Raw genomic sequence first — 14363 nt, 5'->3', positions numbered from 1 at the left:
TTTTTCAAAAAAAGTCTGAACTTTGAATTTTTATACGTATATAAAATACAGAAGATCTTCAAAAAGCATATAACAAAGGAGATGAAGTGTGAACAAAGACAATATTACGAAGAAATTATTTGAAGATAAAGAAGTATTCGCAAGCTTTATCAATGGTGTGATCTACCAGGAAAAGAAGATCCTTTCCTCTCATCATTTAAAAGAGATCAATCTTTCTACGATCAGTGACAGCTTCAAGGAAAGAATACGCGATATCGTACAGGTCTATCAGACAGGGGATGAGATCTTTTCCCTTTATCACATCGAAAGTCAGTCCGTTGTGGACTTTTCCATGGTCTTTCGCATGATGGAATACCAGGCAGAATTGTACTTAAAGAAATTCAAAGAGAATCACAGACACAGAGAAAAACTGCCACCGATCATCAGTGTGGTGTTCTATACGGGGAAAGAGGAATGGAAACAGTACAGGAGCCTGTATGAATGTGTTCAGCTGTCCAGAGAGATCAAACCATGGATCAGCGACTATAAGCTGCATGTGTTTGGGTGTGCTCAGAATGAGATCGAATTTGATAATATGGATTTAAATTTCTTTGTATGGGGACTAAAATACAGTTATCAGGACAAATGGGAATATTTAATGACCAAATTCAAAAACAAGACCATAAAGAGAGGGACGATGAAAATGTTATCGGAGATGTGTGGACAGAAGGAGGAGTTAAAAGACATGGAAGAAAGAGTTGAAGTCACTCATGAACTGGGCAGTTATCAAAGAAGAATGATCAATCAGGGGATTGAACAAGGAATATATCAAGGCGAATGTAATGTAATTAAAACTCTATCACAGACAATGTCAGTGGAAGAAATCTCAAATGCAATACAAAAACCAATTGAAGATATTAAAAGGATTTTAGAATCCAGATAGTCAAACTAAAAAAGGCAGGATAAAAAGCAAGGCTTTGTCCTGCCTTTTTTTTCATGATGAATAAAAAGTATAAAATTTTTGTAAAAAATCATAAATTTTGAATATCAAACTATTTACTTTGAAAGTCAAAGTAACTATAATACCTTCGTTAGATGTTTTGAATATCAAAACAAATAGGAGGAAAAAGTTATGTTTGAAGAAATTAAAAAAGTATTGGTAGATGCGATCAATGTAGATGAAGAAGAGATCAAACCGGAAGCAAAACTAAATGATGATTTAGGAATTGATTCTTTGGCCGCTGTTGAATTGGCATTGGAACTGGAAAATGAATTCGATATCCGTATTGAAGATGAAGAACTGGCTAAATTGGAAACAGTTCAGGATGTTATGGATATCATTGAAGCAAAAAAGAAGTAAGTTAATAAACAATCGATGAGCTAAGCAAACTTGGCTCATTTTCAGTAAGGAGCGATGGATATGGAAACAAATCAGATCAGAGAAATCATTGAAATCTTTGAAGCTAGTGGACTTTCTCATATGGAACTGGAAGAAGGGAATCTGAAGATTCGTTTGGAAAAACCGGCTACACCTTCTATGAATGCACCGGTGACACAAATTGTGCACACACCGATGCCAAAAGAGGTGGAGAAAGTCAAAACTAAAGAAAAGATTACGGTCAATTCGCCATTGGTAGGAACGTTCTATCGGGCAAAATCGCCTAAAGATAAACCTTATGTACAGGTAGGAGATGTCGTTCATGTTGGTGATGTGATCTGTATGGTCGAAGCCATGAAGACCATGAATGAGATTCAGTCGGATAAAGAGGGAATCGTTAAAGAAATTCTGGTAGAAGATGGATCGATGGTGGAATTTGATCAAGCCTTGATCGTATTAGGAGAGATGGAATGATCCGCCGTTTACTGATCGCCAATCGAGGAGAGATTGCGGTTCGTATCCTTCGTGCCTGTAAGGAAATGGGCATTGAAACCGTCGTGGTGTATTCCAGTGCCGATAAAGAGTCATTGGCGGTACAGTTAGCCGATCAGGCGGTTTGTATCGGTCCTGCCATGGCTAAAGAAAGCTACCTGAATATGCATATGATCTTACAGGCGGCTTGTTCAACGGGCTGTGATGCGATTCATCCCGGTTATGGCTTTTTAAGCGAGAATGCCAAATTTGCTCGTTTGGTTCAGGAATGTGACATGATCTTTGTCGGTCCCAGTCCACGCTTGATTGATTTGATGGGAGATAAAACACAGGCTCGAAAACGGATGAAGGAAGCCGGCGTACCGGTTGTTGAAGGCTGTGAGGATTCATTGACCAGCTTAAAACAGGCTAGATCCATGGCCGATTCCATCGGGTATCCGGTCATTATCAAGGCCAGACATGGCGGTGGCGGACGTGGTATGCGTATCGTTTATCAGGAAGATCAGCTGGAAAATGCGTTTATTGAAGCCAAACAGGAAGCTAAAGCTTGTTTTGAAAACGATGAAGTGTATATGGAACGGTATGTACAAAATCCTAAACATATCGAAGTACAGCTGTTAGGCGATCATTATGGTCATGTGATTCACCTGTATGAAAGAGATTGTTCGTTCCAGCGAAAAAATCAAAAAATGATTGAGGAAGCACCTTGTTCCATCTTAAAGGAAGAGAATCGTCAACGTCTTCTACAAAGTGCCGTAAACGCCGCAAAGTCGATTGGTTATGATTCTGTGGGAACCATGGAGTTTTTGATGGACTCTCAGGGACGTTTCTACTTTATGGAGATGAATACACGAATTCAGGTCGAGCATCCGGTAACGGAAGCCATTACCGGTATCGATCTTATCAAATGGCAGATTCGTGTGGCCGCCGGTCAAAAACTGACGATTCAACAGGAAGATGTTCACTGCAACGGCTATGCGATGGAATGTCGAATCAATGCCGAGGATGTAGCTCATGATTTTGCACCGAATCCCGGCCCTATTCAGTTTATGCATACACCGGGCGGCTTTGGTGTTCGTGTGGATACGGCTGTCTATAATGGCAGCGTGATTTCACCGTATTATGATTCGATGATCTTAAAGCTGATCGTGTTTGCCCCTACTCGTTTAGAGTGTATCAAAAAGATGCGGGCGGCTTTGGAAGAAACGATCATCGATGGTGTAAAAACAAATATTGAGTTTAATTATCTGGCATTATACCAGAAGGAATTTATCGAAGGCAGTCATCATATTGGCTATGCCCCGATCTTATTAGAAAGGTTGAAGGAAAATGGACAGTTTATTTAAGGAACGGAAAAAACGCCTGGATATCTTTCATCAGTGGCGTAAAAAACCACAGCCCAAGGCCAAAGAGATTCCGGATCATGTTTTTATGACCTGTTCGCATTGTCATGCTTCTATCGCGACAATGGATCTGATTCAGGATCAATATGTCTGTCCAGTTTGTCATCATCCTTTTAAGATATCGGCTCGTGAACGGATTCGTCAGGTTGTCGATGAGAATACATTTAAAGAAACTGAAGCGAAAATGATCAGTATTGATCCCGATCATTTCCCCGGCTATCAGGAAAAGCTGGAACGTATGCAACATCAAACGGGTATGCGGGAAGCCGTGATTACCGGAGTCGGAAAGATTCAGGGACATCCGTGTGTGCTGGCGGTCATGGATTCTAACTTCTTTATGGGAAGTATGTCCGCTGCTGTTGGAGAAAAGATCACACGGGCCATTGAACTGGCCACCAAAAAGAAAGTGCCGGTCATTATCTTTTGTACCAGTGGAGGAGCGCGTATGCAGGAAGGGATTCTTTCGCTGGTGCAAATGGCTAAAACATCAGCTGCTTTAAAGAAACACAGCGATGCCGGTTTACTATCCATTACCGTGTTGACCCATCCGACCACCGGCGGTGTCAGTGCCAGCTTTGCGATGTTAGGCGATATCATTTTAAGTGAGCCTTATGCCCTGGTTGGGTTTGCGGGCAAGCGTGTTATCGAAGATACGATCCATGAAAAGCTGCCGGAAAATTTTCAGACAGCTGAGTTTGTCTTGGAGAAGGGGTTTATCGATCGTATCGTACCTCGTGAAAAGATGAAGCAGGAATTGGGAATGTTGCTGGGATTTCATTCCGGAAGGAGTGCATCATGAATTTAAAGGAAGCACAAAAACAAATCAGTGAGATCAAAGCCCGTCAGATGGCATTGGATGAAAAAGATATTGATACCTGGCACCAGTACCAGAAACAAATTCGTAAGCTGGAACAGGAAACCATATTAACCCCCTGGGATCATGTGGAATTAGCGCGGCGTCCTGACCGCCCGAAAGCCCAGGATTATATAGAATTGTTGTTTGATGATTTTATGGAGCTGCATGGTGATAGAAGGAGCTTAGATGATCCGGCCATGTTGGCAGGGATTGCCCGATTCCATGGCATCCCGGTTACGATACTTGCACAGTCCAAAGGGAAAACGGTGGAGGAAAATCTTCGCCAGCATTTTGGAATGCCACAACCCGAGGGCTACCGCAAGGCTCTTCGCCTGGCGAAACAGGCGGAGAAGTTTCACCGCCCTGTCATCACATTTGTCGACACGCCTGGTGCCTATCCGGGCAAGGAAGCCGAAGAAAAAGGACAGGCACAGGCTATTGCTGAATGTTTATACACTTTTTCCTCTATACAAACGCCTGTGATCTGTTTCGTGCTTTCTGAAGGTGGCAGTGGCGGTGCACTTGCGTTAAGTGTCGCAGATAAGATCTTTATGTTGGAATATGCAGTTTATTCGGTTCTTTCACCGGAAGGCTTTGCCTCGATTTTGTGGAAGGATGGATCGCGTGTAAAAGAAGCCTGTGATGTCATGAAGATGACAAGTGCAGATCTTTTGGAAAGAAAGGTCATCGATGCCATTGTTCCAGAACCATTTGGAGGAGCTGCTACCGATATTCATGCTGTAGCCGAAAAGATGGATCAGATGCTTCGTCAGGCACTGGAAGAAACACTGCATACCAAGGTGCGTACTTTAGTGGATGAACGCTATGAAAAGTTTAGACGTTTAGGAGATGGCGCATGGAAAATGTCAAAATAGTAGGATGTGGCTATGCCAGAGCCTCTTCAAAAATAGAAAATGAAGCTTTAAAAAAAGCAGTGGATACCAGTGATGAATGGATCCAAACTCGTACCGGTATTGCTTCTCGCTATATCTCTGAAACAGAGAATACCAGTGACTTAGCTATATGTGCGGCGCAAAAAGCTATACAGAATGCGCAAATCAATACCTCACAGATTTCCATGATCATCGTGGCAACCTGTACACCGGATAACGTAACCCCTTCGGTTGCCTGTATTGTGCAGGAAGCATTAGGGTTAAATGATAAACCGGTCATGGCCTTTGACATCAATGCTGCCTGCAGTGGATTCTTGTTTGCCCTGCAATGTGCAGCTTCGATGCTTCAAAAGGGATATGCGTTAGTCATTGGGGCCGAAACTCTATCCAAGATCTTAGATTGGAGCGATCGCAATACGTGTGTATTGTTTGGAGATGGAGCCGGTGCGGTTTTGATACAAAGAGCGCAGGATGGTTCTACAATGGATTTCTATGCTCGCTCTAAAGGCGATAAAGAACATGCGCTCTATTGTGCCGGACGATCTTTACAGCCGGATTTGGAGAATGTAGCACAGGATAAACCGTATTTATCCATGAATGGTCGTGAAGTCTTCCGCTTTGCGATTCAGGCGATGCCCGATGCGATTTATGGGGTGTTACAGGGACAGCCGGTAGAAGAGATGGATTTGATGATCCCGCATCAGGCCAACATTCGCATTTTAGAATATGTCAGTAAGAAAATGAAATTCCCAATGGAGAAGATGTTTGTCAATCTGGATCAGTTTGGCAACACTTCGGCAGCCAGCGTGCCGATTGCGTTAGCACAGGCATGGGAAGAACACAAAATCAAAGAAAACATGGATCTGGTACTGGTCGGATTTGGAGCCGGATTTACCTGGGCCGCCTGTAAGATCCATATCGAAGGAGGAAAACACCAATGATGATCAACCAGATGTTACAAATCAAATATCCTATATTTCAGGGAGCTATGGCCAATATTGCGACAGCTCGCTTTGCAGCCGATGTATCCAATAGTGGCGCCTTAGGTATTTTAGGAACCGGTGCAATGAATGCGGCACAGGTTGCCGAAAGTATTGATGAAATTCGGACATTAACGGATAAACCGTTTGGAGTCAATGTGATGTTGATGAATCCGGATACCGATACGATCATGCAGGTGATTGCCGAAAAAAAAGTTCCTGTCGTAACAACCGGTGCCGGAAATCCCGGAAAATATATGGAAATGTTAAAGGCTAGTGGAACCAAAGTCTTTCCAGTCGTAGCCAGTGTAGCGTTGGCAATCCGAATGGAAAGAGCCGGAGCCAATGGCATCATTGCCGAGGGAACCGAAGCCGGAGGACATGTCAATGAACAAACAACGATGGCATTAATCCCACAGGTTGTCGATGCGGTCAATATTCCGGTCATTGCGGCCGGTGGTATTGCCGATGGACGAGGCTTTAATGCCGCTTTATCCTTAGGTGCTGTTGGTGTACAGGTAGGAACTTGTTTGTTGGCCAGTGAGGAATGTCCGATTCATGAGGCTTATAAAAATGCGGTTTTGAAGGCCAAAGATACAGATACCGTGGTTACCGGAAGAACATTAAATACGCCGGTTCGAATTTTAAAGAATTCAATGAGCCGTCAGTATTTAAAGTTGGAAAAAAGTGGAGCTAAACCGGAAGAAATGGAAAAGCTGACCTTAGGTGGTTTGCGCAGAGCTGTTTTTGAAGGAGACATGAAAACCGGTTCAGTCATGATGGGACAGGTTGCCGGTCTGTGTAAAGAAATTCGTCCGTTAGCCCTCATTTTTGAAGCGATGATGCAGGATTCAAAAAGACAGTTTGAAGAACTGAAACAGAAAATTGAGGCCTTAGAATGTTAAAACCGGTAAAGATCAAAGATAAGGTCTTGGAAGTTCCGATCATTCAAGGTGGAATGGGAATCGGCGTTTCTTTATCTAACTTAGCTCTGGCTGTTCGAAAAGAAGGCGGTATGGGTGTGATATCTGCCGCTATGCCAGGCTTTCAGGAGCCGGATTTTGAAACCCAGCCGATTCAGGCCAACATCCGTGCGCTTCAAAGAGAAATTCAGAAAGCTAAGATGACCGAACGTGGTTTGTTAGGTGTCAATATTATGGTGGCCAGTCAGAATTATGGAACCTATGTCAAGGCAGCTATAGAAGCCGGTGTTGATGCGATCATTTCCGGCGCCGGATTGCCATTGGATCTGCCCAAATACAGCGATGGTAATGTCTTGTTGGCGCCTATTGTATCCAGTGGAAAGGCATGTCGCCTGATCTGTCGAAGATGGGATTCGCATCATAACACAGCACCGGATTTTGTGGTCATTGAAGGACAGAAAGCCGGCGGACATTTAGGCTTTAAGCTAAAGGAATTACAGGAAGGCACTTTTCAGTCACTGGAAGAAATCTTAGAGGATGTTCAACAGGAACTGGAAGTCTTTCGTCAAAAATATCAAAAAGAAATTCCGGTTTTTGTAGCCGGCGGCGTTTTCACTCATGAAGATATTGAACATTTCATTGAGTTGGGAGCGGATGGTGTACAAATGGCTACACGTTTTATCGCTACTAGAGAATGTGATGCCCATGAAAACTTTAAACAGATGATCATACAAGCTAAAAAGGAAGATATCGTATATGTCAAAAGCCCGGCCGGTTTTCCCGGAAGAGCGGTTCGCAATGCCTTTGTTCAAAAGATAGAGAAACAGGCAAATCAAAGAATCACAAATTGTTTAGGTTGTATGATTCCTTGTCATCCTGGTGATACACCGTATTGTATAACACGAGCTTTGATTCGTGCGGTACAGGGAGATCAGGAAAATGGTTTGTTTTTTACAGGAACCAGTGCGGAAATAATAAATGAAATGACAGATGTACATACATTGATGGAAAGCCTGAAAACAGGCAGGAAAGGATAACTTATGACAACAGCATTTCTGTTTGCGGGACAGGGATCTCAGATTGTCGGTATGGCCAGGGATTTTTATGATCATTGTCCAGAAAGCCGAGAGCTGATGGATTCCTTTACATGTGATTATGATATCAAAAAGCTGTGCTTTGAAGGGCCACAGGAAACTTTGAACGATACAGCCTATGCCCAAAGCTCGATTGTGGCAGCTTCTTTAACGATTTTAGAAGCCATTAAAACAAAAGGAATTCAGGGTGATGTTTGCGCCGGTTTATCACTTGGTGAATACAGCGCGTTATGTTATGCCGGAGCGATGGATGCCCAAAGTGCTATTGATATCGTTCGTCAAAGAGGAATTTTGATGGCTAATGCCTTACCGGCCGGGACAACAGGAATGTCGGCTGTTTTGGGGTTATCGGCAGAAAAGATTGAAGAGGTTTGTAAGGAGATACAAAGTAAAGGGCTGGTTTTAGAAATTGCCAATTATAACTGCCCGGGACAGATCGTTGTAACCGGACAAAAGGAAGCCTTGGAGCAGGCAGAAGCTTTGTTGATGGAAAAAGGAGCACGAAGAGTACTGCCTTTAAGTGTCAGTGGTGCTTTCCATAGTTCTTTACTGCAGGATGCCAGTCTGGAACTGGAAAGGGTCTTACAACAAAGCAAGTTAAGTCTGCCAAAACTTTCGGTCTATCACAATATCAGTGGCGATAAAGAAACGGTAAACTCTACCGAAGATCTGATTGAAATCTTGAAACAACAGATTTGCCACAGTGTACGCTTTGAACAGACGATTCGCAATATGATTCGTGATGGTGTGGATACCTTTGTAGAAATCGGACCAGGAAAAACATTAAGTGGATTTGTACGGAAAGTCGATCGAAGCGTAAAGGTTTATACGATCAATACGGTAAAAGATCTGGAAGGAATGGTTGAAGCATGGAACAAGTAGAAAAGACAGCACTGGTCACAGGGGCCGGAAAAGGAATCGGTAAAGCCATTGCCCTGGCATTTGCACAAGCCGGTTACAATGTAATCATTAACTATAACGGTTCAAAAGAAGCGGCACAATCGGTACTAAAGGAAGCCGAAAGCTATGGCGTTAAGGCGATTACGATACAGGCAGATGTATCCAATGATGAACAAGTTAAAGCGATGATCGATCAGGCAATGGAGCAGTTTGGTCGTATTGATGTGCTGGTCAACAATTCTGGAATCAATAAAGATGGATTGATGATGCGAATGAGTTTAGAAGATTTTCATAAAGTCATTGCGGTCAATCTGGAAGGAACGTTTAACTGTATCAAACATGTATCACGTATCATGATGAAACAACGTTCTGGTTCGATCATCAATATGTCCAGTGTAGTGGGTTTGATTGGAAATGCCGGACAGGCAAACTATGCATCCAGTAAAGCCGGTGTGATCGGTCTGACAAAATCGGCAGCCAGAGAACTGGCATTACGACAGATTCGTGTCAATGCGATTGCACCGGGATTTATCGATACGGATATGACAGCCAAACTGGCAGAGAAAGATAAAACAAAAATGATGGAACAAATTCCATTAAAAACATTTGGAAAACCGGAAGATGTAGCGAATGTCTGTGTAGCACTGGCCAGCGATGCTTTTAGCTATGTAACCGGTCAGGTCATTCATGTCGATGGCGGCATGGTCATGTAGGAGGGTCCTATGCGAAGAGTAGTGATTACAGGATTGGGCGCTGTTTCCCCAATTGGAAATGGTGTGAATACTGTATGGAACAGCATTGAACAAGGTGTATGCGGAATTGCCCCGATTACACATTTTGATACATCGGATTATAAAGTAAAACTTGCCGGAGAAGTCAAAGACCTGGATATGGAAGCTTACTTCTCCAAACGTGATTTGAAGTTCAATGATCGTTTTACGCAGTTTGCCCGTATTGTTTCCAAACAGGCAATGATCGATGCCGGATTTGAAAAAGATCCGGATGATGCGATGCGTTTTGGCTGTATGATTGGTTCTGGAATCGGAGGCATCGATACGATCGAACAGGCATCCAAGACTTTGGAAGGCCGTGGTCCGTCTCGTGTATCTCCTTTCTTTATTCCTATGTCTTTGGCCAATCTGGCAGCCGGTCAGGTGGCCATTGATTGGGGTTTAAAAGGAGCCACTTCTTGTGTGGTAACAGCCTGCGCTGCCGCCAGCAATGCGATTGGAGAAGCTTTCCATCGCATTCGTGACGGGTATGAGGATGTTATGTTGACAGGAGGTAGCGAGGCAGCCATCACACCATTGGCAATTGCCGGTTTCCAGTCGATGCGCGCTTTACATACCGGTGAAGATGTAAGTCGTGCCAGTATTCCTTTTGATGCCGATCGCAGTGGTTTTGTGATGGGAGAAGGTGCCGGTGCATTGGTTTTGGAAGAGTTGGAACATGCCAAAGCCAGAGGTGCAAAGATTTATGCAGAGATCGTAGGTTATGGTGCCAGCTGTGATGCCCATCATATCACAGCGCCATTGGATGATGGATCCGGTGGGGCACAGGCAATGGTGCAGGCGATAAAGGATGCTAAAATCCTTCCGGAAAATATCGACTATATCAATGCGCATGGAACCAGCACTCCATTGAATGATAAAACGGAAACGGCAGCCGTTAAGGCAGCGTTTAAAGAACACGCTTATCAATTGGCCATGTCCAGCACGAAAAGTAATACCGGACATTTATTAGGGGCCAGTGGTGCCATTGAGGCCATCATCAGTATCAAGGCTCTACAAAATAGTCTGATTCCCCCAACGATCCACTATCAAAATCCAGATGCACAATGCGATTTGGATATCGTGGCCAACACACCACGAAAACAAGATATAAGGTATGCTATGAGCAATTCTTTAGGTTTTGGTGGGCATAATGCCTCTTTGATCTTTAAAAAATGGGAGGACTAAACATGTTGTCAAATGAAGAAATCAAACAGATCATTCCCCATCGTTATCCGTTTTTATTGGTAGATAAGATTGAATCGATCGATGAAGAAACCAAAACGATCGTAGGCATCAAATGTGTAAGCGCCAATGAAATGCAGTTTTTAGGCCATTATCCGCAACATAGTGTAATGCCGGGTGTTTTGATCGTAGAAGCCATGGCACAGACCGGTGCGGTATTGTTGTTGAAAGATCCGGCAAACAAAGGAAAACTTCCTTTATTTGCCGGTATCAATAAGATGCGTTTTTCGAGACCGGTCGTACCTGGTGATGTATTAAAGATGACCGTACAGTTTAAACGCATGATCGGTGGTATCTGTATTGCCAGCTGCGAAGCAACAGTGGATGGCGAAAAAGCAGCTTCCGGTGAAATCTTATGTGCTCTGCAGGAGGCCTAATGCCAACGATTGGCTGTGATCTGGTCCAGATCGACAGGATGCAAAATGTGCAGGGAATTGCCAAACGATTGTTGAGTCCTAAAGAATACAGCCAGTTTCAAGAACTGCATGGACAAAGACAGAAAGAGTTTTTAGCCGGACGCTTTGCGGCCAGAGAAGCCATTGTCAAAGCATTGCCGATACCGGTAGCGTATTCAGAAATCGAAGTCGATCCAAAAGATGTGATACATTATCAGGGCTATCAGATTCAAGTGTCCATTTCCCATGATGGACCATTTGCGATGGCTGTAGCCATTGCCTGTAAGGAGGAATCCGTGTGCGAATAACACAGATCGTTAAAGCATTACCGTTTTTACCAGCTTCCTGGATCAGTTCAAAGATTTACCAGAACAAAACGCAGGAAGAAAGTCAGATTCGTTTAGAAAAATGGAGCACGTTGATCCTTAAGGTTTTAGGCTATCGATTGCAGGTACAAGGTGTTGAAAATGTGCCGATGCAGGAAACCATCTATTTTGTATCCAATCATCAGGGTACGCTGGACCCGGCTTTGATCTTGGCCAGTTCACCTGTCCACTTGGCTTTTATCTCGAAAAAAGAAAATGAAACGATGCCGATCTTTGGTCGTTGGGCCTGCAATATTGGTACGATCCATTTTGATAGAGAATCCAGGGAAGGCAATGTCCATATGTTAAGAGAAGCGGCAAGGGAACTAAAGCAGGGAAAGAATCTGTTAGTATTTCCGGAAGGAACTCGTTCTATGGGCGATACCATGCACGATTTTAAGGCGGGTGCTCTTTTGCCGGCATATTTATCCAAAGCTACGATCGTTCCGATCGCTTTAAAGAAATCGTACAGTTTTGATATCAAAGGCGATAAGACAAAACAGTTAGGCATTGAGTACGGAAAACCGATTCGCCCAGAAGAATATAAAAAAATGGACCAGGAAGATCTGGCCCAACAGCTGCATGACTGGATTCAAAGTCGAATTGAGATTTCTCCGGAAGATAAATAATCGATGGAGCCATCTGCTTTTTGGATCTTTAGACGGCATCGATCATCGACACCCAGTAAAATGGCACTATAGGTTTCCTGTGGAGTGATGACTTGAATCGTTTTTTGTACAAATGCCAAACGTTGACGATATAAAGATCGAAAATCATCGGATTTAGAATAATAAGAGTAAAAAGCAGTAAGAAACTTCGCAATAAGTTCGTTGCGAGGTTTTTTTATGGCTGTATAATCTTCAATTGATGCCGCAATAGATTCCAGTTCCTTGGGACGAATAAAAGAATGGACGTTGATGCCAATGCCGATGATCAGATATTCCATGTGGTTTTGATACAGTTTTCCTTCACAGAGAATACCAGCCAGTTTTTTTTGATCCAACAAAATATCATTCAGCCACTTGATGGAACAAGCTAAGTTATATTGTTCTTCAATGGCTTTGATACAGGCAACTGCTGCCATTGCTGTACATTCCAGTACATCCAAAAGGTTTTCCTGGGGTGTTAAAAGTAAAGAACAATAAATGCCGGATCCTTTAGGCGAATGAAAACATCTTCCATTTCGTCCTCTTCCCCGTGTTTGTTCATCGGCCAGTATCACGGTGCCTTCCGGTAGTCCGCTATGTTCTTGAAGCCATGTATTCGTACTGTCTAAGATATCAAAAATATGGATATCATAAAAAGAAGGGCAGTTTTTTTCAATGCTTTCTTTATTTAAGGGATCAATATAGTAAATCATGTTTTTATCATACCATATTCATCAGCAAGCCATACAATTTAAAAGATAAATATGATATATTGTAGCGAGGAATGAAAGAGTGGATGTAGATGAAAAGTATAGTGATCATCGCAACCGGAGGGACGATTGCGGGAAGTGGAGAAGCGGGCAAATCCGCGGATTATGCAGCTGGGAAATTTAAAGTGTCTGATATTTTGGCCAGTGTACCGGCCATTCAGAATTTAGCCCATATTCAAACGATTCAGCTTTGTAATGTGGATAGTAATGATATGAATGAAAGTCGATGGATCGAACTCAGAAATTTAATTCATCAATGCGATAAAGATCCTCAAGTTGACGGTGTTGTCGTAACACATGGAACAGATACTTTGGAGGAAACTGCTTTTTTCTTGAATTTGACGACTCATACACATATGCCGGTGGTTTTGACAGGTTCAATGCGACCTGCCACAGCAGCCAGTGCTGATGGACCGATGAATTTATATCAGGCAGTTGCCCTGGCAGCCAGCGATCAAGCAAAAGGCGCCGGAGTTTTGGCTGTGTTTTCCGATACCATTTATTCAGGAAGAGATATTCGCAAATCCAACAGCTATAAAACGGATGCGTTTGAAATCGGACACTTTGGTTCTTTAGGTTATATGCGAGATGATCAGGTTTATTTTCTAAGCCAGAGTCAAAGGCCACATACTTTAACTTCACCATTTTCGGATATGGAAATTCAAAAACTTCCTAAGGTGGGAATCGTATATTGGCATTGTGATGCCGATCTAAAAATTTTAGATTTTATGGCAAAAGAATACGAGGGAATCGTAACAGCTGGAAGTGGCAGTGGTAATTATGGTTCGGCATGGAAAGAACATTTTCATAAACTAGCTAAAGAGCACGTAATCGTTCGTTCCAGTCGGGTTGCGCAGGGCATCGTATTTGATTCCAGCTTTTTTGATCCGGAGCGGGATACGATACCAGCCTTTACATTTTCACCACATAAAGCGCGTATTTTGTTGATGTTGGCGTTAATGAAAACTAGGGATAAACAACAGATTCGGTATTGGTTTGAGACATTGTAATAGAATAACAAAAAAGCAGGTCATCCTGCTTTTATTGTGATTTTGTTTTCAACGTGTCTTGGATTTCTTCAAGTGGCTTTTTCAAAAATTCATTGCGTTCTTCGGTAGACATTCTCTGTAAGGTCTGGATTAATTCTTTTTGTCCTTCTTCACGGGCCCATTTGATTCGTGCATTTTCCATTCGAATACTGTCATTGATACTCAACTGTTCGAATTCTTCATTAAGTTGATCGATCCATTCCTGGCTCATATACTTGATAACC

18 protein-coding genes are annotated in these 14363 nt (G+C 42.9%); 16 read left to right on the top strand and 2 right to left on the bottom strand.

Annotation, left to right across the window (positions count from 1 at the left end; translation table 11 throughout):
• Window positions 1–88: 88 nt before the first annotated feature.
• The 15 genes from G413_RS0103550 (at window position 89) to G413_RS10870 (ending at window position 12302) form a co-directional block, all read left to right on the top strand.
• Entirely contained in the window at window positions 89–922 is an 834-nt protein-coding gene (locus G413_RS0103550; protein ID WP_022789565.1) for an Rpn family recombination-promoting nuclease/putative transposase, read from the top strand.
• Between the two features lie 189 nt (window positions 923–1111).
• Window positions 1112–1339: an acyl carrier protein gene (locus tag G413_RS0103545; RefSeq protein WP_022789564.1), complete on the top strand. Its 228-nt coding sequence runs from the start codon at window positions 1112–1114 to the stop codon at window positions 1337–1339.
• Window positions 1340–1399: 60 nt separating this feature from the next.
• The gene (accB, locus tag G413_RS0103540; RefSeq protein ID WP_022789563.1) at window positions 1400–1831 is read left to right on the top strand and encodes an acetyl-CoA carboxylase biotin carboxyl carrier protein; all 432 of its coding nucleotides are present in this window, start codon (window positions 1400–1402) and stop codon (window positions 1829–1831) included.
• Complete coding sequence (gene accC, locus G413_RS0103535; protein WP_022789562.1) at window positions 1828–3195, top strand: acetyl-CoA carboxylase biotin carboxylase subunit; 1368 nt, start codon at window positions 1828–1830, stop codon at window positions 3193–3195. Before accB ends, accC begins: the two co-directional genes overlap by 4 nt.
• Entirely contained in the window at window positions 3179–4051 is an 873-nt protein-coding gene (gene accD, locus G413_RS0103530; protein WP_022789561.1) for an acetyl-CoA carboxylase, carboxyltransferase subunit beta, read from the top strand. Before accC ends, accD begins: the two co-directional genes overlap by 17 nt.
• On the top strand, window positions 4048–4983 hold the full coding sequence (locus tag G413_RS0103525; RefSeq protein WP_022789560.1) for an acetyl-CoA carboxylase carboxyltransferase subunit alpha: 936 nt from the start codon (window positions 4048–4050) through the stop codon (window positions 4981–4983). Before accD ends, G413_RS0103525 begins: the two co-directional genes overlap by 4 nt.
• Entirely contained in the window at window positions 4965–5942 is a 978-nt protein-coding gene (locus G413_RS0103520) for a beta-ketoacyl-ACP synthase III (RefSeq protein WP_022789559.1), read from the top strand. The genes G413_RS0103525 and G413_RS0103520 overlap by 19 nt, the downstream gene beginning before the upstream one ends.
• Window positions 5939–6886: a nitronate monooxygenase gene (locus tag G413_RS0103515; RefSeq protein ID WP_022789558.1), complete on the top strand. Its 948-nt coding sequence runs from the start codon at window positions 5939–5941 to the stop codon at window positions 6884–6886. Before G413_RS0103520 ends, G413_RS0103515 begins: the two co-directional genes overlap by 4 nt.
• Window positions 6880–7941, top strand: coding sequence for an NAD(P)H-dependent flavin oxidoreductase (locus tag G413_RS0103510; protein ID WP_022789557.1), 1062 nt, complete (start codon window positions 6880–6882; stop codon window positions 7939–7941). The genes G413_RS0103515 and G413_RS0103510 overlap by 7 nt, the downstream gene beginning before the upstream one ends.
• A gap of 3 nt (window positions 7942–7944) precedes the next feature.
• Window positions 7945–8880 carry an ACP S-malonyltransferase gene (fabD, locus tag G413_RS0103505; RefSeq protein ID WP_022789556.1) on the top strand — a complete coding sequence of 312 codons (936 nt, stop codon included), beginning with the start codon at window positions 7945–7947 and terminating at the stop codon, window positions 8878–8880.
• Entirely contained in the window at window positions 8868–9611 is a 744-nt protein-coding gene (fabG, locus tag G413_RS0103500; protein WP_022789555.1) for a 3-oxoacyl-[acyl-carrier-protein] reductase, read from the top strand. The genes fabD and fabG overlap by 13 nt, the downstream gene beginning before the upstream one ends.
• Before the next feature lie 9 nt (window positions 9612–9620).
• On the top strand, window positions 9621–10856 hold the full coding sequence (gene fabF / locus G413_RS0103495; RefSeq protein ID WP_022789554.1) for a beta-ketoacyl-ACP synthase II: 1236 nt from the start codon (window positions 9621–9623) through the stop codon (window positions 10854–10856).
• Between the two features lie 2 nt (window positions 10857–10858).
• Window positions 10859–11290, top strand: coding sequence for a 3-hydroxyacyl-ACP dehydratase FabZ (fabZ, locus tag G413_RS0103490; protein WP_022789553.1), 432 nt, complete (start codon window positions 10859–10861; stop codon window positions 11288–11290).
• Window positions 11290–11616: a holo-ACP synthase gene (locus G413_RS11710; protein WP_051130149.1), complete on the top strand. Its 327-nt coding sequence runs from the start codon at window positions 11290–11292 to the stop codon at window positions 11614–11616. The genes fabZ and G413_RS11710 overlap by 1 nt, the downstream gene beginning before the upstream one ends.
• A complete protein-coding gene (locus G413_RS10870) occupies window positions 11607–12302 on the top strand; it encodes a lysophospholipid acyltransferase family protein (RefSeq protein WP_022789551.1) in 696 nt (231 codons plus the stop codon). Before G413_RS11710 ends, G413_RS10870 begins: the two co-directional genes overlap by 10 nt.
• Here the strand turns inward: G413_RS10870 and G413_RS10865 are convergent.
• Window positions 12266–13033 carry a biotin--[acetyl-CoA-carboxylase] ligase gene (locus G413_RS10865; RefSeq protein ID WP_022789550.1) on the bottom strand — a complete coding sequence of 256 codons (768 nt, stop codon included), beginning with the start codon at window positions 13031–13033 and terminating at the stop codon, window positions 12266–12268. The genes G413_RS10870 and G413_RS10865 overlap by 37 nt on opposite strands.
• An 89-nt stretch (window positions 13034–13122) precedes the next feature.
• Between G413_RS10865 and G413_RS0103470 the strand changes: the two genes are divergently transcribed.
• The gene (locus G413_RS0103470) at window positions 13123–14100 is read left to right on the top strand and encodes an asparaginase (RefSeq protein WP_022789549.1); all 978 of its coding nucleotides are present in this window, start codon (window positions 13123–13125) and stop codon (window positions 14098–14100) included.
• Between the two features lie 31 nt (window positions 14101–14131).
• Here the strand turns inward: G413_RS0103470 and G413_RS0103465 are convergent, their stop codons facing one another.
• A complete protein-coding gene (locus tag G413_RS0103465) occupies window positions 14132–14350 on the bottom strand; it encodes a hypothetical protein (protein ID WP_022789548.1) in 219 nt (72 codons plus the stop codon).
• Between the last annotated feature and the right edge of the window lie 13 nt (window positions 14351–14363).

This window comes from Faecalicoccus pleomorphus DSM 20574, assembly GCF_000420345.1.
Taxonomy (GTDB): Bacteria; Bacillota_I; Bacilli_A; order Erysipelotrichales; family Erysipelotrichaceae; genus Faecalicoccus; species Faecalicoccus pleomorphus.
This window is presented reverse-complemented; position numbering and strand designations above follow the sequence as displayed.

Excerpts from the sequence above, each read along its gene's own strand:
- G413_RS0103545 (WP_022789564.1), top strand. The coding sequence starts at position 1,112 with ATGTTTGAAGAAATTAAAAAAGTATTGGTAGATGCGATCAATGTAGAT.
- accB (WP_022789563.1), top strand. The coding sequence starts at position 1,400 with ATGGAAACAAATCAGATCAGAGAAATCATTGAAATCTTTGAAGCTAGT.
- accC (WP_022789562.1), top strand. The coding sequence starts at position 1,828 with ATGATCCGCCGTTTACTGATCGCCAATCGAGGAGAGATTGCGGTTCGT.
- accD (WP_022789561.1), top strand. The coding sequence starts at position 3,179 with ATGGACAGTTTATTTAAGGAACGGAAAAAACGCCTGGATATCTTTCAT.
- G413_RS0103525 (WP_022789560.1), top strand. The coding sequence starts at position 4,048 with ATGAATTTAAAGGAAGCACAAAAACAAATCAGTGAGATCAAAGCCCGT.
- G413_RS0103520 (WP_022789559.1), top strand. The coding sequence starts at position 4,965 with ATGGAAAATGTCAAAATAGTAGGATGTGGCTATGCCAGAGCCTCTTCA.
- G413_RS0103515 (WP_022789558.1), top strand. The coding sequence starts at position 5,939 with ATGATGATCAACCAGATGTTACAAATCAAATATCCTATATTTCAGGGA.
- G413_RS0103510 (WP_022789557.1), top strand. The coding sequence starts at position 6,880 with ATGTTAAAACCGGTAAAGATCAAAGATAAGGTCTTGGAAGTTCCGATC.
- fabD (WP_022789556.1), top strand. The coding sequence starts at position 7,945 with ATGACAACAGCATTTCTGTTTGCGGGACAGGGATCTCAGATTGTCGGT.
- fabG (WP_022789555.1), top strand. The coding sequence starts at position 8,868 with ATGGAACAAGTAGAAAAGACAGCACTGGTCACAGGGGCCGGAAAAGGA.
- fabF (WP_022789554.1), top strand. The coding sequence starts at position 9,621 with ATGCGAAGAGTAGTGATTACAGGATTGGGCGCTGTTTCCCCAATTGGA.
- fabZ (WP_022789553.1), top strand. The coding sequence starts at position 10,859 with ATGTTGTCAAATGAAGAAATCAAACAGATCATTCCCCATCGTTATCCG.
- G413_RS11710 (WP_051130149.1), top strand. The coding sequence starts at position 11,290 with ATGCCAACGATTGGCTGTGATCTGGTCCAGATCGACAGGATGCAAAAT.
- G413_RS10865 (WP_022789550.1), bottom strand. The coding sequence starts at position 13,033 with ATGATTTACTATATTGATCCCTTAAATAAAGAAAGCATTGAAAAAAAC.
- G413_RS0103470 (WP_022789549.1), top strand. The coding sequence starts at position 13,123 with ATGAAAAGTATAGTGATCATCGCAACCGGAGGGACGATTGCGGGAAGT.
- G413_RS0103465 (WP_022789548.1), bottom strand. The coding sequence starts at position 14,350 with ATGAGCCAGGAATGGATCGATCAACTTAATGAAGAATTCGAACAGTTG.